The organism is Pseudomonas saliphila, assembly GCF_008638345.1.
In the GTDB taxonomy this organism is placed as follows: Bacteria; Pseudomonadota; Gammaproteobacteria; order Pseudomonadales; family Pseudomonadaceae; genus Halopseudomonas; species Halopseudomonas saliphila.
On sequence record NZ_VTVA01000016.1, the window covers coordinates 14,968 to 36,689 of the forward strand.

The following is a 21,722-nucleotide window of genomic DNA, read 5'->3' on the forward strand; positions in this document are numbered from 1 at the left end:
GCGTTTAATTCAGTATTTGTTCTAACAGGCTTGGTTCTAACTGGGTGTCTGCTGGGTTGGCGATTCTCTGTGCGGCAGCTCGTGATATACCACACAGACGCTCAAGCGCTGTAGCCGGTGTACGTGGTCTGTCACCGGAGAAAATTCTTGGCCATAGCACTTTTTGGGTGCTCAGCAGTTGGTAGGCCTCTGTTCTGTAGCGCTCATTACTGCCCGCGGCGCTCAGCACTCCCAGCTCAGCCATTACTGCCCACGCCTCCATATTTGGCGGGGATTCTTCATGAACGACCGCGCAGATCTTTTTGACGCCGCGTCGGCGCAGTTCATGAAACAGGCGCCACCCAGCAAAAAACAGATATCTCGCCGGCTGTGACTTTTCCTGCACGTCATGCTCGGGCTTTGGCTTTTCCTGCACAACATGCGCGGGCTGTGATCGTTGCAAGACCTCCAACATTTCATCACTGAATCGCGCGAGATGTTGCGGGTCCTCGAACGCCAGGGATGCATTCACCAACTCCGCTATTACGGGGTGGGGCACAAGGTTGCTGAGCTGCAGGTCTCTGTACGACGTCATCATGTTTTCCTAAAGGCTCCAGGGGTTGGTTCTTGGGCTCGCGCTCTCTAGCACCTGTATCGGGTGCCGGCAGGAGTTCGCGACCATCACCGACGAGGCAGGAGGTTAATCTGTAACCCGGCATTTTAGGCAATACTCATAATTATTGTATTTTTGAGCGTTTTTTATCTGCATCCTGTGCCCGATATTCTCGTTGACCTAAAGATACAGGCATTAATTTACGCTAATTGATTTAAATTACAAAGCAGAGAAACCTTCTGAAAGTCTTGACATACGCGGTTTACATGAGATTATACGGATTAAGACCTATCAAAACATTTAGGCGGTACTGCCCTCCGAAGGCAGGGGTCACTGGTTCGAATCCAGTCGGGTGCGCCATTTTTTGTATTTCAATAGCTTGCGCCACCCTCGCTCAGCAATTCTCGCTGGCTTCCTTCGGTCTCGCACATCTCCCGTCTGTACCGTGTCAAAGCCGCTGCAGCTTTGATCACAAACGGTGCAACCCACCTATCTTCTTGAATTTCCCCCTGAGCCATTCGCTTCAAACGTCACACACCGCCCCCAATTGGCTACCTAACTACCGGCGTGGACGAATGTGCGGGCTGCTTTGCACGGTACATTACAACTACCGGCACCAAGGTAAATATGAACACGAAGCTCAGCAACAGGAAGCTGTCCTGGAACCCTCTGGCATACGCCTGAAACTCAATTATCTGTTTCAGGAATTGGTGAGATACCGGTACGAGCTGGTCGGGACTAAGGCCCATAGACGCGCCCATGGCTTGGATTTTGGATAACAGCTCGAGAGCTATGGGGTTGTTCACCGTCTGGGCATCCGTAAATGCCCTCGCGTGATGGGTGGTGCGCACGTCCAATCCTAGCGACAGCAAATTAACGCCAAGGGCACCGCCGAGTTGTCGAGCAAAGCTGTTGGCTCCCGAACCCTGACTAACTAATGATATGTTCAGCGTTCTTAAGGACCCGGTGCTGATGGCTGGCAATCCAAACCCGAACCCCAGGCGCCCAACCGCGATCCAAAACATGATCACCCAAGGCAACGTTGACACATCGGCCCAGCTAAGCGCCCAACAGGACACGGCCAGCAACAACATCCCTCCGGCGATGATGCCAGGCGCTGAAACACGATCCGTCATATACCCTGCTAACGGAAAAGCTGCCGCCATGATTATGCCTGCGGGCATCAGTAGCAGGCCTGCGGTGGTAGCGGTGTAACCCTGAATATCCTGCACGAAGATAGGTATGAGATAAGTCGAACCAAACAGCCCAAAGCCAAAACAAAATGCGATAGCCGAGCCTGCGGCAAACCCGGGGACTCCGAATATTCGAATATTGAGCAGGGGCCGTGGGCTGACCAGCTCCCAGATGATAAATCCCGAGAACGACGTAAGCGCAACAACGAACAAGCTGACGATCTCTAGCGAATCCCAGCCTATACGCTGTCCATTTGAAATGGCCGACAGTAAGCAGCCAATAAACAAGCACAACAGGGCAAACCCGAACCAGTCAAAATCATTAGAAGCGCTTTCGTCATCCTTACCCGGCGCGAAAAAGAGCGCAAAGACAATCGCAAGTAAGCACGCGGGCAGTGGCATAAAAAATACCGCACGCCAACTTATCCAGTCGACGAGAACACCCCCTACCGCCGGGCCAATCGCCGGACCCAATATCACACCAATCCCATAAATGCCCATCCCGATACCACGTTGGCGCTCAGGAAAAACAGTAAAAATAACTGTCATAGCAAGGGGTTGGACAATACCAGCCATGGCGCCCTGGAGCATTCGAGAAAATATGATCATATTTTCGCTCTGGCTCATGCCACCGATAACTGCAGCAACCATAAAAATTGCTACCGCGCCGATATAGGCCCACTTCATCCCGAATCGCTGCAAAGTCCATGCACTGACCAACATGAAGGCCGCCATGGGTGCCAGGAAGCCTGTGGATAACCATTGGGCCTTTGTCTGGGTCATGCCAAAGTTGCCCATGATGTCGGGAATGGCCACGTTTACGATGGTGGTCGCCAGCGTCATCGACAATGTGCCGAGCATGGCAGTCGCTGTTGCTAGCCACTTGTAGGCAGGGCCGTACTGTTCAAAGAGAGAATCAGTCGACACTGATTTCCGCCTCGACCATCATACCCGGCAGTAGCCGATCGTCAGCATTTTCAAACTCGATACGCAGCGGTAAGCGCTGGGTTGTTTTTGTAAAGTTTCCGCTCGGATTAGGGCTTGGCAGGAGTGAGAATTCGCTCGTTGCCGCCGCTCCTATACTTTTTACGAAACCCGAAAATTCGTGCCCAGGAACGGCATCTACAGCGATAGCAACTGTTTGATTTTTTCGTACTTTCGCGAGCGCTGTTTCCTTTACGTTCGCCTCGACCCATACATTGGCTGGGTCATAGATCAGAAACATACTCTGGCCCGTTTGAGCGTATTCGCCGACCTCAACAAAACTTCTGGCGACCACGCCATCGATCGGGCTTCTGATTATTCGATCTTCCACATCTAACTGGAGCTTGCTGAGTCTCGCATCCAGTTCACGCAACCTGCTATCGATAAGCTCTAAACGGCGCTCCAGGACACCTTGAGCCAATAGCTCTGCCTCTGCATGCGCTATCGCCGCTTGATGCTCTGCTAGCTCTGACTGGGCGATTCGCAGTCTGACCCCCGCCGAGCGATACAGATAACGGGCTTCTGAAAGTTGCTGCGCAGAGATCGCCTCCTTGTCCCTGAGCCGTTCCAACCGTTCCAGATCTTCTGCGCTTTTCGTGACATCAAGTTTGCGTTGATCAAGCCCAACATCACTTCTATCCAATTGTAAACGGGCTATCTCTACGCGGCTGTCGCCTATTGCAACCTGCAGCTCCAACTCTGCCACAGCCTCTGCCCGCTCTTTCTCCACCCCGGCTCGCTCTGCGGCCAGGACAGCCAGATCGGCCTCAGTAGCACTGGCGTCTATCTCAGCAAGGATTTGCCCCCGGACGACATGGTCACCCTCCCTTATGCTCAATCGAGTAGTCCAACCCGGCAGGCGCGGCGCAATAGCCACCATGTCCGTTTTGATTCGGGCGTCGATTATATTCAAGTGGTTCGACCTGTGATGTAGCCATTGACCTACCCACCCAGCAGTAACCGTAATCAAAAACAGAGCCAACAGTATTTTGAAACTGATCATTCCTCGCCAGGATACAGCTCTCATATTTTCATCCAAACAATCGCATGACCAGAACCGAACTCTAGAAGCTAGCGCAAGCTCAGATCTGCCAAAAGGATTCAAGTTGCTGGTCCAATGCCGTCCTATGAGCACGCTCAGAGAGCGGCGTCTATTTACGTCATCCAGCCAGTGGTACTCGGGAGAATGTCACTGAAAATACCATCAATCATCGAGGTTCAAAGTCTTCTATTTCACTGCATCAATGACGTGAATTACGAGCAACCAAAGCACAATACGGGTGGTTTGTGGGCTGCCCGTACACTGTCGTCACTCAACGCCGCGTATTATTGGATGACTGTTTGAGGTTCGGATGATCGGCAAAGGCTCGAGGTCGATTAGCACGAGTCCTAACGTAATCGCTGGTGCAGTTCATGAGCCTATGCAGGGCACAACAAAAACAACCTTCGGGAGTCACTCATGTCCGCCTTCGAGCGCCGCTGTTTTGCCGTGGCTGTGGTACTGGGGCTGTTTTACCTCGCCTTGCTGCCTTTTAAGCCCTACCCCCTAAGCTGGTTGCTCAAGCCTATTCCCATGCTGGTGTTCGCCGTGCTCGCCTGGCGCGCCTATCCCGGCAAGATAGGGATATGCCTGGGCGCGGGGTTTATCGCCGCAGCGGCAGGGGATTTTTTTCTCGACTATGGCGCCCGGGACGGGCTGTTTATTCAGGCACTGAGCGCCTTTCTGGTCAACCAACTAGCCTTTGTTGCCGGCTTCGCGCTGATGGCCAGGGGCAAACCCTGGCTGCGCTGGCGCATGTTGCCTGTCACCCTGTACAGCCTGCTGCTCGCCCTGTGGTTGGTCCCCGCCGCCGGCGCTTATCAGATGCCCGTTGCGATCTATTTGCTGTGCCTGTACGCCATGGCCCTCATGGCCTGCCGGGTCGAAGACAAGGCCGGCCTGCTCTGGCTGGGCGCGATGCTGTTCGTCATTGCCGACTCGCTGATTGGGATAAACAAGTTTGCTCAGCCGTTTGCCTATGCAATTCCGGTGATCGTGGTTTGTTACTTCACGGGGCAGACGTTGATCGCGTTGGGGTTGTTGCGGTTGAAGGGGGCGTCCAACCCAGGCCAGTGATGCTGACCAACTGCGGAAGCCTGTCACCCTGGCCTGTTCGAAGGTTAGGGATTGATACTGGCCGAAGAATTGTTGGCCGTGTTGGTGTAGGAGACGACTGTCATGCTATCGCCAGTTTTGCAGCTTGCTGCCACATGAAACTCGGCATTGGCATGCGGAGTGCCCAGGTGATGCTCATGGGCTGCGAACCGCTGTCCGACACATAATAAACCTCGCCGTAGTTCACATAGCCAATAGCACGACCAAACTGATCTTTGGCTTGCTCCCTCACAAACAGGAAGATCCGCTTACCGATAGAGCGATGGTTGATGTATTCCGTCCCGCGCCCGCGGTCCGGTCGGGCGCTGTTTTGTGATTGCCAATGAAATAAATTCTCATTGATGGCGTAGTCTTGATACATCGTTGTCGGGGAAAATTGCTTCTCGTTTTTATCTAATGTCACGAACAGGAGTTCCGTTTTCGGTCCAGGGACCACGAATACTCCCTCCATCGATAGCGGCTGGTGATCGAAGCGTGTCGCACCAAACCCCACCAGAATTTGCTCTCGGGAATAGCGCGCATGCAGACGCAGTGGGACCTCCTGCAAGTCTGGGATAGTGGGCTGCGCATGCTTGGTCTGGGCCAACTTCCACTCGAGCACGTCAACCAATTCCCGATGAAGTCCCAACTTGTTGAGCTCCGCCATGCTCTGAGAAAGCGACTCAAACTCCAGCTCCGGCCCTGCTTTTTGCCAGAAATCGTAATGGCACATAAGCGCTCGACGATTGTCCACCTGCGCCCAAACAAAGCCTGCCTGGCACAGTTTCTTCAGGAACAGCAGATACTCATGGTCATCACAAACCAGAATCCGATTGTAGATGGCCTTCCTCACCATTTTGAACAACGAGTCATCAACGCCTGCCTCATTTTTGGCTTTGCTAACCAGCTCCGACCAACTGGCGCGCCTATAGAGCTCATTGAGGTCAATGTGCGGATGCTGTACTAGAAAATTTCTTAGGGTCAGTGGCTGTGTTGAATGTTGCGGAAACTGGCGGACCAGCGATACGAGCCGTTTCATTGTGAGGGTCGCCAGCCGTATGTTCCTCAGCACCATTTCCTGAGTTTTCCGGGTGAGCTCGATGCGGCAACCTAGCGGCGCATGGGGGAAGCCTTGTTTCAGCTCCTCTGCAATTGATCGTTCTGACTTGCCGACCAGTGCTCTGAACTTGCTCGTGAAGTCGTACTCCGGTCGTGAGTTACCCACAAAATCCAACACGGTGCAGCAATCCTTGACATCTGAAAGGCGAAGACCCCGACCAAGTTGCTGCAAGAAAATGGTTAAGCTCTCCGTTGGGCGCAAGAACAACAAAGTATCCACCTCTGGAATATCGATACCTTCGTTAAAGATATCGACCACACACAGGACGTTTATCTGCCCTGAGCGAATGGCTTGCTGCTTCTGCTGCCGCTCATGACTGTTATCACTGGTCAGTACATCAGCATTGATACCGTGCAGTAGGAACTGCTGCGCCATGAAGTTCGCGTGGTCACGGCTCACACAGAAAGCCAAGGCCTTCATGCTTCCTATATCAGTGACGATTTCCAGTAAGGTACGCACTATTTTTTTTACGCGACTGTGGTTGTGCGTATACAAGTTTGTCAGCTGAGCGATATCGTAACGGCCGCGGCTCCATGGAATGGTGCGCAGATCTGTGTCGTCATCAATCCCGAAGTACTGAAATGGGCTAAGGTGACGACGGTTGATTGCTTCGGGCAATCTGAGCTCAGCCGCGATGACGCCGCCGAAGTCACTGAGAATATCCCCACCATCATGCCGTTCTGGCGTTGCCGTCAGGCCCAGCAGTATCGAAGGGGAGAAATGTTCAAGTACCGCTTGGTAGCTTGAGGCTGCGATGTGATGCACCTCATCGATCACAATGTAATCGTAATAGCCCGGTGTCAGATTTAGCTGGTTCAGCTGATTGTTTAGAGTCTGGATAGACACAAATAACTGGCGGTAATGATCAGGCAGCTGCCCGCCAACCCAGAGCTCGCCGAAGGCATTGTTTCTCAGTACGCCTCGATACGCTTCGCGAGCCTGCTTCAGTATCTCTTCTCTATGCGCGACAAATAGAAAATTGGCGTCAGGTTTCGCCTTCAGAAACTGGTGAAAATCAAACGCGGAGATAAGCGTTTTGCCGGTGCCCGTGGCGGCTACTACGAGGTTCCGAAAACGATCGTGGACATCTCTCTCAACACAGAGCTGCTCCAGGATTTCCTTTTAATGGGGGAAGGGTGTGATATCAAAAAAATGCGACGTTCCGGTATCTCCCCAGCCCTTCTGCTGTTTCAGAGCTCGCTTGAGTTTCTCAACGCTTTGAGCCTGACCGTCAAACCGCTCAAATTCGTCTGACGCCCAGTACGTTTCAAAGGTGCTGAGTGACTTCTTGATGATGTGTGGAATTTCCTGAGAAGTGATCTTCAGGTTCCATTCAAGGCCGTTGGTCAAAGCTGAACGTGAGAGATTTGATGATCCGATATAGCCAGTATGAAAACCCGAATCCCGAAGGAATAAATAGCTTTTGGCATGCAGCCGCTCCCGCTCAGTGTTGTAGCTCAGCTTCACTTCGGTGTTCGGCAGACTGGCCAGATACTCAACGGCCTTGGCATCCGTCGCGCCCATATAGGATGTGGTGATGATTTTGAGCTCGCGACCACTGGCGGCAAACAATTCGAGTTCTTTGCGGAAAATACGGATACCAGCCCATTTTATAAAAGACACCAGCCAGTAAATTTTGTCTGCGGAAAGAATTTCACGCTTTAGCTCAGACTCCAGTGACAGGCCAGCATTGCTACCTGAAAACAACTCGCTCTGAGTGAGCCCTGTGAGAGGAAAAATCTCTTCGACGTACTGTTTGAGGTTGGCTGCAACAGGGTTTTCGAGCTCGTATAGAGCAGTGAGAATCCTTCCCTGGCTATCAAGAAGATTGTCTTCTAAAAATCCGTTGTCCTGAATCTGTCCTTTCAGCCACATCAGTAATTGGTTGGATAAATCAATCTGCTCTTGCAGGCGGGTATCACCTGAGGGCACCGACTCGATAGCAAACTCAAGGATATTTGACAGGAATCGCGACAACCAAACAGATGCTTCTGCGCTGCCAAGTTTTCGCTCGCCGATATAGAAATGGTCCCGATCCAAGCGTGTTTCGATGAGTTTTGTAATTAACTGCTCGTAAATACCGCTTTGCCGCATAATTCTTATTCCATATTTTCGCTAGACTTTTACCCACCATTTCCCTGATGGCTTTGCCCCATTATGCATGTTTCACCCGACAGATTCGGATTATGAAATTCGCGCTCTCGGTCTGCGAAAAATGCACTTCATGCCCAGTCGCTGTCAGAGGGTTATCGGGCGAGTGCCCGCTATGTCGGATAGCTGCCCTCCATGTCAGCCCTAACCAACTCGCTGTTTCGCCTGTTACGGCGAATTACCGAAAGCATCGCTTTCTATCCGGTGCTGATTCCCGCTTTTTACGCTTTGATCGCTGCGGTTATTCTCAGCTTTGAAACGACGTCGGCGGTTCTCCCGCTGCGCGACAGTCTGCCATCCGGGCTGACCGATCCGGAGAATGGGAGAGTGATCCTCGGAACGTTGATCACCAGCATTGTGTCGCTCACGGTGTTCAGCTTTTCCATGGTCATGGTGGTGCTCAACGGTGCAGCCTCTCGTTTGACACCGCGAGTGCTCCCGGGCCTGGTGAGTGACACGCGTAACCGGGTGATCCTTGGCATCTATTTGGGCAGCATCCTCTACTATCTGATTTTGATCAGCACCATCAACACCAACGACCCATCAAAACTGCCATCGGTTGGCCTGTTATTAGCAGTGCTGATGGGCATGGTCTGCCTGGCGATGTTTGTGGTGTTCATCCGCTCGGTGTCGCAATCGATTCAGGTCGACTGGATCTTGAGTCAGCTGTTCACAGGAGCTGATGGCAACCTTGAAAAACGCAAGCGCCGCCTCACCAAGGTAAGCGGAGTGCCAGACGATAATGACTGGTGGTGCCTACCTGCGGCGCGGCCTGGCTATCTGCGGGAAGTGAACGAAAGGTGTCTGGGCGGCTTGCTCAGCAAGCGCAACCTGCAGGCAGTTATCAAGGTGGAGCCGGGCTTCTTTCTGGTTCAGGGTCACCCACTGATCAGCTTCAGCGAGCCCCTGAACGAGGAGGACCAGGCAGTAGCGCGCGACTGTTTCGATTTTCACGACAATGAGTTTGCCGACGATAACCTGTTCTATGGCATGCGCCAGATGGCCGAAATTGCGGTCAAAGCAATCAGTCCGGCGGTCAACGATCCGGGCACGGCAATCCGGGCAATCAATTTGATCAGCGTGCTGTTGCAACGGCTCGGCGGCGTTCCACCCTTTGATGTGGGCTGTTTTGACCAGAACCAACCACGCCTGTTTTATCCACAGCTGGCCATGCACCGTATGCTGGAAATGGTGATCGCGCCTATTCGCGTATACGCCAGCCACGACCCGCTAGTGATGATCACTCTGGTGCAATGTATGAAAAATGCGCTGCACGACAGCCCGAGCGACGAGCAGATCACCGCCATTCACGACGAGATTCAGGCTCTGCGCGATCAGGCAGATGCGAAGGTAGAAAACTGGCGCGACCGGCACGCAGTCAACGATGCGCTGGAACGATTCGCGAAACTGGCTGAGCAAAAGCGCCCCTGCCTGCAGTTGTTGACGGTTGAGAGAAAGCTTAACGGGCCACCCTAAGCAAACAAAGCAAGGGCCCGGTTATCAACCGCCTACATGGTTCTATTTGACTCCAAAGCAGACCTTGCACCTGTTCGCCATCAGCAAACTGCGCCACACTGCAGGTTGACTCTTTTTAGCTGGTAGGAAAAACATGAGCGAATCAGCCCCTCGCAAACCCCTTCGCCCCCGTCTCTCTACAGGCGTAAACGGGTTAGACACCGTGCTGCTTGGTGGCTTGATTCCTGCTGCCGTCTACATTGTTCAGGGTTCCCCTGGCGCTGGTAAGACGATCCTGGCAAACCAGGTGTGCTTCCATCGAGCGGACCTTGGCGAGCACTCGCTGTATGTGACTCTGCTCGCCGAGTCCCACGACCGTATGGTCGAGCATCTGAGCACCATGAGCTATTTCGATGCGAAGCAGGTGCCGGAGTCTGTTTACTATATAAGCGCTTACAGCGTGCTGGAGCAGGAAGGCCTGGAAGGCATCCTGCGCTTGCTGACCCATGAGCGCAAAACACGTGGCGCCTCGCTGATCGTGCTTGACGGGCTTTTCGTGCTGGAAGAAACCGTCCACACCGAGGCCGAATTCCGTAAGTTCGTCAACAACCTGTCGGCTTTTGCCAATCTTAGCGGCTGCACCATGCTATTGCTGACCAACAGCGCCCGGGGGCCCCACAGCCCTGAATACACCATGGTCGATGGCTGGATTGAACTGGGCAGACAGCAGATGGATTATCACAGTCACCGCTTTTTTCAGGTCCACAAGTTTCGCGGTAGCGGCTTCATTTCTGGCAATCACATGACCAATATCTCCGACGAGGGCATACGCGTATTCCCGCGGCTCGAGAGTAGTCTGGGTCGTGTGCGTGGTGCCGCAACGGAAAAAACAACCGTTTCGACAGGTATCGCGAGCCTTGATCAAATGATGGGCGGCGGTATTCGAGGTGGGTCCACCACACTGTTCGTCGGACCCTCGGGGATCGGCAAAACGACGCTCGGCCTGCAATTCATCGCACAATCCACACCAGAAGAACCGGGCCTGATCTTCAGCTTCTATGAAGGCAAAGACGATCTTGTGGACAAGGCCCAATCCCTCGGTATCGATCTCGAAGCGCTCATTCGCGACGGTACTGTAGAAGCGATCTGGCAACCGGCCACTGAAAACACGCTCGATGAGCTCGGTTACGAGCTGCTTGAGGCGGTACAGCGGCGCGGCGTCAAACGCCTGTTTCTCGATGGGATCAATGCCTTTCAGCAATCGGCGGAATATCCGGACCGTATCAGGCGTTTTCTCGCGGCATTAACCAACGTACTTCACTCAGAAGGGGTTACGGTGGCCAGCTCGCTGGTAACCGAGGAGTTGATGGGTGTGGAAAACAGGGTACAGCTTGGTTCCATTTCAGCAGCGGTACAGAATATTCTGCTGCTGCGCTACGTCGAGATTAACAGCTCGACCCGACGCTCCATATCTGTGGTTAAGGTACGCTCCAGCGCTTTTGATCCCGCCATCCGTGAATACTTCATCACTGATGAGGGCGTCGTTATCGGCGAGCAATTTCAGCAGGCCGACACCACTCAGACCGAGCATGGGCATCCGCGCCGGATCCAAGGCGACAGCTGAATGAGCGCCTCTCAGCTCGCCCTGACGAGTCCATGCATCCTGCTTGTCGAGGACGAGCCCAGCATTCTCTTTACGCTAACAATATTGTTGGAGGAAGAGTGCTATCGGGTGATAACTGCCAATCATGGACGCGAGGCGCTTCAGCGCCTGGCTGTAGAGGTGCCCGACCTTATCATCACGGATTACATGATGCCGTACCTCACGGGGACAGAGCTGATCGAGGCGGTACGCGCCGAGCCGAAATATGCGGCGATCCCAATTCTGTTGATGAGTGCAGCCCTACCCGCGCATATCAACCCCTACGACATTGCAGACAGCTACCTGCAAAAACCCGTGGACCTGGAAAAACTGTACAGCGTCATCAAAGAGCTGATCGGTAACTAAGGACCATCGCAACCCTCTATAACATCATCTGATTCCACTTCCGTGCCACTCGAGGCGGATTTGACCTCTACCTGGGCTCGCATCGGTCTCGCTCACAGATCGCTAGCGACCGCGTCGATCGGCCAGAAATTCAGACATTCACTGATCAGAACGCCGTCACTCAAGGTATGCAGTCTGCCGCGGTGAATGATTTTTAGCGGTTTACGGCCGAGGATAATCCCGCCCGAGGCAATCATCTGGTCGACATAGGCACGCATCTTCGGATCTTGCCGGCGCTCAGCCCTGGCTTTGGTCATGCTCGATTCCCCGACATCTGGACATAGACATAATTTTGGCGATATCAAGTCGCCATTACATCCAAGCATTTACTGTGCCAGACGCTCGCAAACAAGCGAGACGGGCTTCGTGCACTAAGCCCGGGAAAGCACCGTTATGCCCCGGCCATCCCTGGGCTCGCCGGTTCACGGGCGCTACAGCCAAGCGGCAAGTCACTTTCTGGCTTGGCGGCTCAGCTCAAACTGATAATCATGCCGCTGCAGCGGTCCGTCCAGGCCAACTTGGTAAGTATCGACTATCACCTGATCATCATCCATCACCGTCAGTACCCGGAACATTGGCACGTGGTGCTTTTCGTCCGGAATCTTGGTGCGTTCCAGCGCAGGGATGTGCAGGTGATGCACCCCGTCGAGCTGCTTGGAGTGGTCGCTGCGGTCCATATCCAGGTGCAAATCGCCTGAAATCATGGCGATCAGGTTGGGCTGGATGCTGACGTCGGCAAAGCCTGGGTGGTGAATGCCCTTGTCGGCGCGTTCGGGGAAGGTGCCGGCGGGTGCGCCGTGAACCACTAACAATACCGGCTTGGGGTGCAGTTGCTGGATCTGCTGCTTGACCCAGGCTATGCCCTGATCGTCGAAATATCGACCCTCATCAGGGGACGCCATGACCAGTGCCAGACGGTCGAACTCCATCACGTAGCTGGGCCCGGCGATGTCGGCCTTGCCCTCGTTCCAGCGCTGGGCGTATGTCATATAACGCTCGACGGTGGAGCCGTGTTCTTCGTTGCCCATGATCGGGTAGAACGGCAGGGGCAGGCGCTGCAGCACCGGGGTGACGGCTTCGTACTGCAGTTCGGTGCCCTTGTGGGCAATGTCACCGACGCCGATGACAAAATCCAGATCCAGGGTGTCGGTCAGGTGATTAACATGGCCGACGGCGGCAGCGAGGCCGGGGAATTCGGCCTTGGGCTTGGGTTCGGCGTCGCCCAGGATGGCGAAGCGCAGTACCGGTTCAGCGGCGCTGGCCAACGCGGGAGCCAGTGCGCTGCTGGCGAGCAGCACGCAGGCGGGAATCAGGGTGCGGAGTTTCATGGTGGTTTCCTTAAGTGTGAATAATCCAGGGTGATGCGTTAGCTGCCGATCACCTTGCCCTGGTTATGGGTAATGACCAGGGTGGTGGATCGGGGACGGCTGTGGCCGTCGCTGGCGGGATAGCTGATACCGGGATGCTGGACGTTGACCCATAGGGTTCGGTAGTCCGGCGTCCAGGTGATACCGGTTATTTCGGCGCCCCAGGGGCCGACCAGGAAGCGGCGCACTTCCCGCGTCTGCGGGTCGGCGCAGAGCAATTGGTTGCACCCGGTGTTGACGGTGTGAGGCGCTGTTTCGTCGGAGTCTGTCTGGATCCACAAGCGCCCTGCACCATCGAAGGCCAGGCCGTCGGGCGAGGAAAAAATATCGCCGTTGATATTGCCGATCAGGTTGTCCGGTAGCGGCTGGCCGTCAGTGTCCGTTGCGCCGGGCTGATCCCCCGCGAGCAGAAACACATCCCACTCGAACTGCGTGGCGGCGGGGTTCGCGTCGGCTTCGCGCCAGCGCAGTATCTGCCCGTGCTGGTTGTCTGCTCGGGGGTTGGCAGCGTCGAGCGCAAAGCGTTCGCCCCGTTCGCTGTTGTTGGTCAGGGTGACGTAGACCTCACGACTCTGCGGATGCACGGCCACCCATTCCGGGCGGTCCATGGGTGTAGCGCCCAATACGTCAGCGGCGCCCCGTGCGTTCAATAGCACCGCCTGCTGGTCATCAAAACCCCTGTCGGCAGTTAACCCCTTCTCGCCCCAGATCAGCGGCAACCACTGGCCCTGACCGTTCTCTTCAAAGCGCGCCGCATACAGGGTGCCGCTGTCCAGAAGTTCGCGGCTGGCTTTGGGATTGGCTGCATCGTGGCGGCCATCAGGAACGAATTTCCACACGTACTCGCCGCGGGCATCATCCCCGGAATAGATCGCCATGCGACCGTCGTCGCCCAGTGAGACGACCGAACATTCACGCCCCAGCCGGCCCATGGCGGTGCGCTTGATCGGTGTACTGTCGGGATCGAAGGGATCAATCTCCACGACCCAGCCGAAGCGATTCGGCTCGTGCACATGGCCCAGATAGTCCTGCGCCGGATCCGGCGTGGCGTCGAAGCGTGGATCCACCGACTCCCAGGCGTAGTAAGCGCTGCTCTGGCCTTGGCCGATGCCGTAGCGCTGATGGGTCGGGCGGGCGGCATGGTCAGCGGCGTCGCGGTTGACGAAGTAATTGTGAAAGTTCTCTTCACAGGTCAGATAAGTGCCCCAGGGCGTGACGCCCATGGAGCAGTTATTCAGCGTGCCCAATACCTGCATTCCCCCGGGATCACTGGCGGTACGCATACGCAGATCGCCAGCCAGCGGGCCGCTGATAGCCATGGGCGTCATGGCGCAGATGCGACGGTGCAAGCGCGAGCCGGGCACCCGCTGCCAGTTACCCTCGGCGTCGCGGTGGATTTCCAGCACGCTGACGCCGTGGGCGGCCTGCTCCTTGCGCACCTGCTCAACCGGGCGCAGCCTGCGACCATTGTCCAACTCGGTGACAGTCAGCCCATGGGTATGTAGCGTGGGGTTGATGTATTCATGGTTGATTACCAGAAGGCCGTGCTCGTTGGGCGCCTCTTCAAAGGGAAAAAAGTGCATGCCGTCATGGTTATCGCCCGCTTGTAGCAGTTGCGACTGCCAATCCTGGGAGGCGTCGTCCAGCCATTCGGGTGCTCCATCCAGCACCGCATCGCCCCAGCTGAAGAAGGGGCGCGCGCTATAACCCTCGGCCACCAGAATCTGATCGAAGGTCGGCGAGGTCTGGGCGGCGACGCCGGTAAAGCCCAGTAAGTTACTGGCATACGGCGCGGTGGGGCTGCGTTGGCAACCCAGCAGACTGCCGCCAAACAGACCAAAGGCGGCTAGCGCCAGTCCGCCCTTGAGCACCTGCCGACGGCTGCGGCTGATGATGGAATCCAGATCCGCAGCCTCACTCGGGTTGAGCCGGCGGTCGTCAACCGCCTGCAGGTCGGCGTGATAGTGCTGATGTCCCTGTCTCATGTTCTGTCCCTCATTCAATGCGATAGCGGAAGGTGTTGCGTACATCGGATACCGCAACGGCCTGACCATTGATGATGCGTGGCTGGTAGCGGAAGGACTTGGCTGCGGCCAGCGATGGGCGAGCAAACATCGGATCGTCGCAGGCGCCTTCCACTACCTCGGGATCGCTGACCCGGCCCGAACGGGTAACCGTGTAGGACACCGTGCAGTCCCCTTCCAGTGCCCGGTCCAGTGCGCGGCGCGGATAGGCGGGCGGCTTCTTGCTGATCGGCTGGTACTGGGCAATGTCCGCCGCTTCGGCAGCGCGGCGGGCGGCTTCGGCTTCTGCCAGGGCGTTGGCTTCAGCCTGGGCGGCGAGGCGTTGCTGCTCATCGAGCGCGCGTTGCTCGGCCAGTTCACGCTCCTGCTGTTCGCGGCGGGTCTGCTCTTCCTTTTTCTGCCGCTCCTTTTCCTGCTCAAGGCGCCGGTCAGCCAAACGCTGTTGCTCCTCGCGCTCACGTTGCTGCTGTTCTTCCAGCCGCTTGCGCGCAATCTCGGCGTGATCAATCTGCGGCTCGGGTGCTGGTACTTCGGCGACTACTGGCTCGGGCTCCGGTTCGGGTAGCTGCTCGGGCAACGGGGCGGGCGGCTCGGATGCCGGACTGGGCATAGTAATCAATTGGGTGACCATGACCGGTTGCGCCGCGCTGGCCGGGGCCTGCGGTGACCAGCTGTTCCACAGCATCAGCAAAGCAGCGCCATGCAGCAGGCCGGTGCCCAGCGCCGGCAACAGCCAGCGCTCCCCTAGGCGGGACGGGCGCGAATTGGACGGAGTGGTGTGTATCGGCTCATTCATACGTCAGGGCGCCTCGGTGATCAGGCCCAGTCGGCTGACGCCACCCTGCTGCAACGCGGCCATGCCCTCCACCACCAGGCCATAGTCGGCATGCCGATCGGCGCGGATGAATACCTGGGTATCCGGGCGGGCAACGACCAGCGCACTGATGAGTTGGCGCATCTCATCCAGCGACTGACTGCTGTTGCTGTATTCCTGCGTCTCAACCGTATCGCCTTCGTTCCAGTGGTAGTGGCCTTGCTCATCAATCGACAGGGTCACAATGTTCAGCGGGTCATCGCTGGGCAGCGCCTCACTGGCAATCTTCGGCAGTTCGAGCTGAATGCCCTGGGTCAGCATGGGTGCGGTAACCATGAAGATCACCAGCAACACCAGCATCACGTCGATATAAGGCACCACGTTCATTTCCGCGTTAAGTCGCGCCTTTTTACGCACCGGGCGCATGGCTCAGCTCCCCTTCCGGTTGTGCAGCCGGCGATGCAGGATGGTCGAGAACTCCTCGGCAAAGGTGTAGTAGCTGTTGATCAGACCCTCGCTGCAGGCGGCGAAGCGGTTATAGGCAATCACCGCCGGAATCGCTGCAAACAGGCCGATGGCCGTGGCGATCAGCGCTTCGGCAATGCCCGGCGCGACCGTGGCCAGGGTCGCCTGCTCGGTCTGCGACAGACCGATAAAGGCATTCATGATGCCCCACACGGTGCCGAACAGACCGATATAGGGGCTGACCGAACCGACCGTGGCGAGGAATGGCAGGTGCTTTTCCAGTCGCTCCTCCTCCCGGGCGATTGCGATACGCATGGCCCGCTGCACCCCTTCCATGACCGCGTCCGGTTCGGTTTCCTGGTGGCTGAGCTGGGCAAATTCGCGGTAGCCAACATGGAAGATCCCCTCCACGCCGGGGCTCTCGGTTTCCTGGGTGCGGTACAGCTGGCCGAGATCGGTCCCTTTGGTCCAGAAGCTGTTCTCGAACCGCGCCAGCGAGCGGCGCGCCGTGCCCATCAGGCCGCTGCGCTGGACGATGAGAAACCAGGAAGCCAGCGAGGCGAGGACCAGAATCAGCATGACCAGCTGCACCAGCAGGCTGGCGTCGGTGATCAGTGCCCAAGGTGTCATGGTGTGACCGGTAGTTGGCATGTGTAGCTCCTTCAATCCAGTTGCAGTGCGGCGGCGATGTCCTGCCAGGGCACATATTTGTAGTTCTGGTTGGTTTCCGGCATGCGTTTGCGGCCGTCCTGCACCACCAACATGCCCTGGCGCCATTGGCCACCGAGGTTGGCCGAGGTCACTTCCAGGCCGTCCGTCTCGGATACGCCGTCGATACCCAGTTGGCTGTTCAGCCCCAGACGGAAGCTGCCACGAAGCGCGAAGGGTGGCTCGGCATCCAGCACCACATAGCTGTCGTTACCCTGGCTGGAGATCACCAGATAGGGATGCTCGGGGTGCTGGTAGAGCGCCAGACCTTCGATGTCGGCCTTGATCGGCGCGTCAACGCCGATCACCCGGGTCATCTCGGTGGAGGCATCCTCCCCAGCGTCCAGCGCCCAGACGGCTGCGTTCTCTTCGCCGATGAACAGGCGCTGGCGTTGATCGTCGACCACGCAGCCCTCCGGCTGGCTGGCCACGGCAAACTCGCGGACCAGTTCGCCGCTGATCTTGCCGCTGCGGCCATTCAGGCGGTATTGCAGGAAGCGGCCATCCTTGTCGTTGGGGATGGCATAGAGCGTGCCGTCTGGGCCCTGGCTCATGCACAGGCCGTAGATGTCCTGCAGCGGCGTCGCAATCTGACCCAGCTCACGCAATGCGCCAGACCTGGGGTCGATAGCAAACAGCTGCAGGCTGTTGTGATCGCGGTTGCTGGCCACTGCCAGATCGACACGCTGATCACCCAGCTGGAAACCGCCGCGCACATCGACGTTGTTCAGGCGACCAGCCGGCAGGTACTGCAATTGCTTGCCGTGCAGGTCATACAGCGCCAAGCCGTTGCGCTTGTCAGTGCCCAGCACCCGTGCGGCGCTCGGGTTGCTCGGATGCAGCCAGATGGCTGGATCATCAGCCGCGTCGCCGACACTGGGGATGGGATCGGTCTGCACGCTGGGCAGTAGCACCGGCACTGGGGTGTCAGCGGGTTTGGCTGCAAGGGGCACGTCGATGACGCTCTGGTAGAACCTGCCATCATCACCGTCTACCATCAGCAGGTGAGCCTGTTCGTCCTGAATGCGTGCGGCCAGTCGCTCCGGCTCAATCACCCCTTCCAGCGCAATCGGGGGCAGGCTATGCCAGCCGCCATCACCCAACTGATAGCTATGCAGCTGGCGGGCGTCCGGGTCCAGCGCCAGCAATCCGCCGGGTATAACCGCCAGACCGGCAACCTTTTCCTGCAGGCCGCCGAAGGGTGCCACCATATCCACCGGCTGGCGGCTCAGTTCGGCCTCGGGGTGCGCACCATAGGCCCAGATGCCGACGCTCTCCTCGCTGACATACAGCAGGTGCTGCTGGTCATCCACCGCGCAATGCTCGCTTTCCGGCGGCAGGCGCAGGCTGCGCACATGGGCGGCGGAATCGAGCAAACCGCTGTCATTGCCGACCAGCCACTGATCGCCCATGCCTTCTTCCCCCACAATGAACAGATGCAGGTTCTGCGACTCATCCTGGTACAGGCACAGGTTCTCGATGCGGTAATCACTGCTGGGCAATACCAGCTGGCGCTGAACGGCCAGGCTGCCGGCATCGGTTTGCAGCAGGGTCGGTTGTTGGCTGGCGGCCTCGGTGGTGGCGATCAGCAGTTGGTTGTTCCGGCGGCGGGCATCCAGGGTAGTGAAGTTGCCCGGGTGCTGCGCCAGGCGCTCGCCGCGGGCGTCCAGCAACCAGAGGCCGTCCGCATCGGCAGCCAACTGCTGACCGGAGCCGAGCAACTGCCAGGATTCGGCGCGCGCTGCATGGCTCGGCTCCCAGTGTTGCAGTTCAACCTGAGCTGGCTTGCTGGCGGCATCGACCGCAGTCGTATTGCTGGGGCCTGCGTTGGAACACGCCAGCAACAGGCTGGACAGGGCCAGCGCGGCGAGGGGCTTCAAATGAAATTGGTGGTACATATGCAATCCTGTGCGGTGAGAAGGGGGCCGCGCCAGCACGCTGCCGGCTGGCGCTGGCGCCGAGTCAGAAGTGGGTAAGGGTCAGGCCAATCTTGTAGCTGGGGCCGTATTCCTCGAACTGGCTGTTATAGCGGGGCGAGCCGGTGTAAACGTAGTAGGACTCGTCGGTAAGGTTCTGCGCCTCGAAGAACACCTGCAGGTTGTCGCGCAAGAAGTAGCTGGCGCTGAAGTCCAGGAACATCTGGTCATCCACCTCGGCGTCGTAGCGTGCATCCAGCACATCGCCCACCTCATCCAGGTAGTCGGACTTGTAGTTGGCCGACAGACGCAGACTGGTGCGGTCATTCTCCCAGCCCAGCGTCAGATTGCCGGTGACATCGGATTGGCCGGGCAGACTGATGCTGCGGCCGCGCATGGCGCCAAGATCCTGGTCAAACTGTTCGATATCCGCGTCTGAACGGGTGAAGGTGGTGTTGGCATTCACTAACAGGCCATTCCAGGGTGCGGACAACCAGTCAAATTTCTGTGAGTACGCCAGCTCCAGCCCGTAGACCTTGGCGCTGTCACCATTGACCGAGGTAATCGCCTCGCTGAACCCGGTATATTCGCCGGTGCCAGCGATGTCGGCGGTGTAGACGAAGTTTTCGATGTCCTTGTAGAACACGAAGGCAGACACGGCTCCAGCGCGGCCCAGATAGTGCTCAATACCCAGGTCGAAGTTGGCCGACTCCAGGGGTTTGAGGTCAGGATTACCGAACTCGGCCTCATCGTCATCCAGCACGAAGCCGGGGAATAGCTGGCCAAAGGTCGGGCGCACGACGCTGTTGGTCCAGGCGGCGCGGACCTGGGTGTTGTCGTTGAGCTGGTAGATGGCATGCAGACCCGGCAGCCAGTGGTCGTACGTGTTGCGGGTGTTGTTGGCGACAAACTCACCCTGGTCCAGACCGGTGCCGCGGGCTGTCAGCTCCGTACCCTCGTAGCGCAAACCAGCGATGATGCGCAGGTTGTCGATATCCAGGGTATTCATCATATAGGCGGCGTTGATGTCCTCTTCGATGGTGAAGTCGTTGATGCGCGACTCCTCTTCGTCGTAGAAGTCGGCCCGGTCGAGGCCACTGATCAGATCCTTGACTGCGCGATCGGAGATCTTCGGTCCAAAGCGACCCAATCCGTAGTCGGTGGTGCCGCGGGTAAAACGGGACAGGTTCAGTTGCTCATCGCTGAAGCCCTGCTCGTCGAAGTCCTCATAGATCCAGACTTCCAGGTCATTGTCCTTCTCCCGGCGGCTGAGCTTGCCGCCGAAAGCCAGCTGCGAGGGCAGCCCACTCAGATAGAAGTCGCGGGTCAGGTCGAGCTTGATGTTCTGCTCGGTATCGGTCGTGCGGGTCTTCTCCCACTCCACTTCGTCCAGCGAGAAGTTGCTGGGGTCATAAACGTCCTGCCCGGCCTGTAGCCGCAGCTTGCGCGTGCCGCCGTAGCCGATGTCACTGAAATCGTCATTCCCGGCGAAGGCCGCGTTGGCAATGCCGCCGGGGTTCTCTTCTCCGGCTTTGCTGTAGCCGGCCTGGGCGCTGACGCCCCAGTCACCGATCTGACGCTTGCCGCCGAATACGAAGCTTTCTACCTCCTGGGTATCGGTGCGCGCCTTGAGTTCGCGGCTGACTTCAGCCTCCCCCAGCTCACCGGCCAATTGCGCGTCGCCAAACTCGGTCACCATGCCCTGGCGCACTTCATCGTCCTTGAAGCGGCTATAGAGGCTGCGGAACCAGATCTCACTGTGCTCATCGGGGCGGTAATCCAGGTTCAGGCCCAGGCCGGTGCGCTCACGAGTAATGTCGTAGCGGCGCTGCTCGAGTTCTTCCAGCCGGTCACCGTCATCGAAATCCCAGGCGCCGCCGGTCTCGACGTTGTCTGAACCGAATTCGCGTTCCTGCCAGCTCAGGGCAGCGGCAACACCGAAGTTGTCTACCCCATCACCAATGCTGAAGCGGTTGCTGAAGGCGCCTGACAACTTGGGGCTGTTCTCGCCGGTGTTCTCGTCGTGACTGCCCTCAGCACTGAGACTGTAGAACAGCCCATCATGGTCAAAGGCCGACAGGCTTTCGACTTCAATGGTGCCACCCAGCGAGTTGGCGTCCATGTCCGGGGTCAGCGTCTTGACCACCGACAGCGACTGGATCAGTTCGCTGGGCAGCACGTCCATGGCCACCGCGCGGCGGTCATCCTCGGGTGCCGGCACCAGCGTGCCGTTGATGGTTACGCTGTTCAGGTCCGAGCTCAAGCCGCGCACTCGCACGAAGCGGCCTTCACCCTGGTCTCGCTCCACCGATAGGCCGGGGATGCGCTGCAGCGCCTCGGCCGCGTTGTCGTCCGGCAACTGACCGATGCCGTCGGCATGCACCACGCTCTTTATAGTGTTGGCGCGGCGCTGGTCATCCAGTGCCTGTTCCAGCTGGGCGGCCTGGCCGACAACGTCCACCACCTCCGGCTGCCGCTCCTGGGCAGCCAGCGGCGCGCTGACAGCGATGGCCAGCGCCAGAGCGCTGAGGCGAAATCCGGTACTGCGAGTCGTAACGTTCTGTACAGACATGGTTGGTCCTCCCCTGGAAAAGAATGCGACCGCAGCCGGGCCGTCCTGGAGCTGCACGTTAGGAGAGCCAGATGTCAGTTATGTGACGGCTGTGCGGCGAATAGCGGCAAACAGAGCTGATCAAGGGGGTAAACGTCCGGGTTTAAGCTGATTTGACCTGACGATTGGGCAGGACATGCA

17 protein-coding genes are annotated in these 21,722 nt (G+C 57.5%); 4 read left to right on the forward strand and 13 right to left on the reverse strand.

Annotated elements, in window-relative coordinates:
* Window positions 1-4: 4 nt before the first annotated feature.
* The 3 genes from FHK95_RS15620 to FHK95_RS15630 all read right to left on the reverse strand — a co-directional run bounded on the left by FHK95_RS15620 (window position 5) and on the right by FHK95_RS15630 (window position 3,682).
* Entirely contained in the window at window positions 5-511 is a 507-nt protein-coding gene (locus tag FHK95_RS15620) for a hypothetical protein (RefSeq protein ID WP_150305564.1), read from the reverse strand.
* Window positions 512-1,143: 632 nt separating this feature from the next.
* Entirely contained in the window at window positions 1,144-2,712 is a 1,569-nt protein-coding gene (locus FHK95_RS15625) for a DHA2 family efflux MFS transporter permease subunit (RefSeq protein ID WP_150305565.1), read from the reverse strand.
* Entirely contained in the window at window positions 2,702-3,682 is a 981-nt protein-coding gene (locus tag FHK95_RS15630) for an HlyD family secretion protein (RefSeq protein ID WP_178114820.1), read from the reverse strand. Before FHK95_RS15630 ends, FHK95_RS15625 begins: the two co-directional genes overlap by 11 nt.
* Window positions 3,683-4,228: 546 nt before the next feature.
* On the opposite strand from FHK95_RS15630, the gene FHK95_RS15635 reads away from it, so the two are divergent.
* Window positions 4,229-4,885: a lysoplasmalogenase gene (locus FHK95_RS15635; protein ID WP_150305567.1), complete on the forward strand. Its 657-nt coding sequence runs from the start codon at window positions 4,229-4,231 to the stop codon at window positions 4,883-4,885.
* A gap of 100 nt (window positions 4,886-4,985) precedes the next feature.
* Here the strand turns inward: FHK95_RS15635 and FHK95_RS20120 are convergent, their stop codons facing one another.
* Window positions 4,986-7,139 (reverse strand): DUF3427 domain-containing protein, encoded by a 2,154-nt coding sequence (locus tag FHK95_RS20120; protein WP_328592958.1) that lies wholly within the window; start codon window positions 7,137-7,139, stop codon window positions 4,986-4,988.
* A gap of 6 nt (window positions 7,140-7,145) precedes the next feature.
* Entirely contained in the window at window positions 7,146-8,117 is a 972-nt protein-coding gene (locus tag FHK95_RS20125; protein ID WP_206668596.1) for a phospholipase D-like domain-containing protein, read from the reverse strand.
* A gap of 192 nt (window positions 8,118-8,309) precedes the next feature.
* Between FHK95_RS20125 and FHK95_RS15645 the strand changes: the two genes are divergently transcribed.
* The 3 genes from FHK95_RS15645 to FHK95_RS15655 all read left to right on the forward strand — a co-directional run bounded on the left by FHK95_RS15645 (window position 8,310) and on the right by FHK95_RS15655 (window position 11,637).
* Entirely contained in the window at window positions 8,310-9,650 is a 1,341-nt protein-coding gene (locus FHK95_RS15645; RefSeq protein ID WP_150305568.1) for a DUF2254 domain-containing protein, read from the forward strand.
* A 133-nt stretch (window positions 9,651-9,783) separates the two neighbouring features.
* Window positions 9,784-11,253, forward strand: a complete 1,470-nt coding sequence (locus tag FHK95_RS15650) for an ATPase domain-containing protein (RefSeq protein ID WP_150305569.1) — start codon at window positions 9,784-9,786, stop codon at window positions 11,251-11,253.
* Window positions 11,254-11,637 carry a response regulator gene (locus FHK95_RS15655; protein ID WP_206668597.1) on the forward strand — a complete coding sequence of 128 codons (384 nt, stop codon included), beginning with the start codon at window positions 11,254-11,256 and terminating at the stop codon, window positions 11,635-11,637.
* Window positions 11,638-11,729: 92 nt separating this feature from the next.
* Here FHK95_RS15655 and FHK95_RS15660 read toward each other — a convergent pair whose 3' ends face one another.
* The 8 genes from FHK95_RS15660 to FHK95_RS15695 form a co-directional block, all read right to left on the reverse strand.
* The gene (locus tag FHK95_RS15660; RefSeq protein WP_150305570.1) at window positions 11,730-11,933 is read right to left on the reverse strand and encodes a hypothetical protein; all 204 of its coding nucleotides are present in this window, start codon (window positions 11,931-11,933) and stop codon (window positions 11,730-11,732) included.
* 192 nt (window positions 11,934-12,125) lie between these two features.
* The gene (locus FHK95_RS15665; protein ID WP_150305571.1) at window positions 12,126-13,004 is read right to left on the reverse strand and encodes a metallophosphoesterase family protein; all 879 of its coding nucleotides are present in this window, start codon (window positions 13,002-13,004) and stop codon (window positions 12,126-12,128) included.
* Window positions 13,005-13,042: 38 nt separating this feature from the next.
* On the reverse strand, window positions 13,043-15,028 hold the full coding sequence (locus FHK95_RS15670) for a PhoX family protein (RefSeq protein WP_150305572.1): 1,986 nt from the start codon (window positions 15,026-15,028) through the stop codon (window positions 13,043-13,045).
* A gap of 10 nt (window positions 15,029-15,038) precedes the next feature.
* Complete coding sequence (locus tag FHK95_RS15675) at window positions 15,039-15,863, reverse strand: energy transducer TonB (protein WP_150305573.1); 825 nt, start codon at window positions 15,861-15,863, stop codon at window positions 15,039-15,041.
* A 3-nt stretch (window positions 15,864-15,866) separates the two neighbouring features.
* A complete protein-coding gene (tolR, locus tag FHK95_RS15680; protein ID WP_150305574.1) occupies window positions 15,867-16,307 on the reverse strand; it encodes a protein TolR in 441 nt (146 codons plus the stop codon).
* A 3-nt stretch (window positions 16,308-16,310) separates the two neighbouring features.
* Window positions 16,311-16,997, reverse strand: coding sequence for a protein TolQ (gene tolQ / locus FHK95_RS15685; RefSeq protein ID WP_235906808.1), 687 nt, complete (start codon window positions 16,995-16,997; stop codon window positions 16,311-16,313).
* Between the two features lie 11 nt (window positions 16,998-17,008).
* Window positions 17,009-18,952 carry a phytase gene (locus tag FHK95_RS15690; RefSeq protein ID WP_150305575.1) on the reverse strand — a complete coding sequence of 648 codons (1,944 nt, stop codon included), beginning with the start codon at window positions 18,950-18,952 and terminating at the stop codon, window positions 17,009-17,011.
* 64 nt (window positions 18,953-19,016) lie between these two features.
* Window positions 19,017-21,542 carry a TonB-dependent receptor gene (locus tag FHK95_RS15695; protein WP_150305576.1) on the reverse strand — a complete coding sequence of 842 codons (2,526 nt, stop codon included), beginning with the start codon at window positions 21,540-21,542 and terminating at the stop codon, window positions 19,017-19,019.
* Window positions 21,543-21,722 lie beyond the last annotated feature (180 nt).

Coding starts and splice junctions, on each gene's coding strand:
- FHK95_RS15695 (WP_150305576.1), bottom strand. CDS start 21,542: ATGTCTGTACAGAACGTTACGACTCGCAGTACCGGATTTCGCCTCAGC.
- FHK95_RS15675 (WP_150305573.1), bottom strand. CDS start 15,863: ATGAATGAGCCGATACACACCACTCCGTCCAATTCGCGCCCGTCCCGC.
- FHK95_RS15655 (WP_206668597.1), top strand. CDS start 11,254: ATGAGCGCCTCTCAGCTCGCCCTGACGAGTCCATGCATCCTGCTTGTC.
- FHK95_RS15650 (WP_150305569.1), top strand. CDS start 9,784: ATGAGCGAATCAGCCCCTCGCAAACCCCTTCGCCCCCGTCTCTCTACA.
- FHK95_RS15665 (WP_150305571.1), bottom strand. CDS start 13,004: ATGAAACTCCGCACCCTGATTCCCGCCTGCGTGCTGCTCGCCAGCAGC.
- tolR (WP_150305574.1), bottom strand. CDS start 16,307: ATGCGCCCGGTGCGTAAAAAGGCGCGACTTAACGCGGAAATGAACGTG.
- FHK95_RS15645 (WP_150305568.1), top strand. CDS start 8,310: ATGTCAGCCCTAACCAACTCGCTGTTTCGCCTGTTACGGCGAATTACC.
- FHK95_RS20125 (WP_206668596.1), bottom strand. CDS start 8,117: ATGCGGCAAAGCGGTATTTACGAGCAGTTAATTACAAAACTCATCGAA.
- tolQ (WP_235906808.1), bottom strand. CDS start 16,997: ATGCCAACTACCGGTCACACCATGACACCTTGGGCACTGATCACCGAC.
- FHK95_RS15690 (WP_150305575.1), bottom strand. CDS start 18,952: ATGTACCACCAATTTCATTTGAAGCCCCTCGCCGCGCTGGCCCTGTCC.
- FHK95_RS15670 (WP_150305572.1), bottom strand. CDS start 15,028: ATGAGACAGGGACATCAGCACTATCACGCCGACCTGCAGGCGGTTGAC.
- FHK95_RS15660 (WP_150305570.1), bottom strand. CDS start 11,933: ATGACCAAAGCCAGGGCTGAGCGCCGGCAAGATCCGAAGATGCGTGCC.
- FHK95_RS15635 (WP_150305567.1), top strand. CDS start 4,229: ATGTCCGCCTTCGAGCGCCGCTGTTTTGCCGTGGCTGTGGTACTGGGG.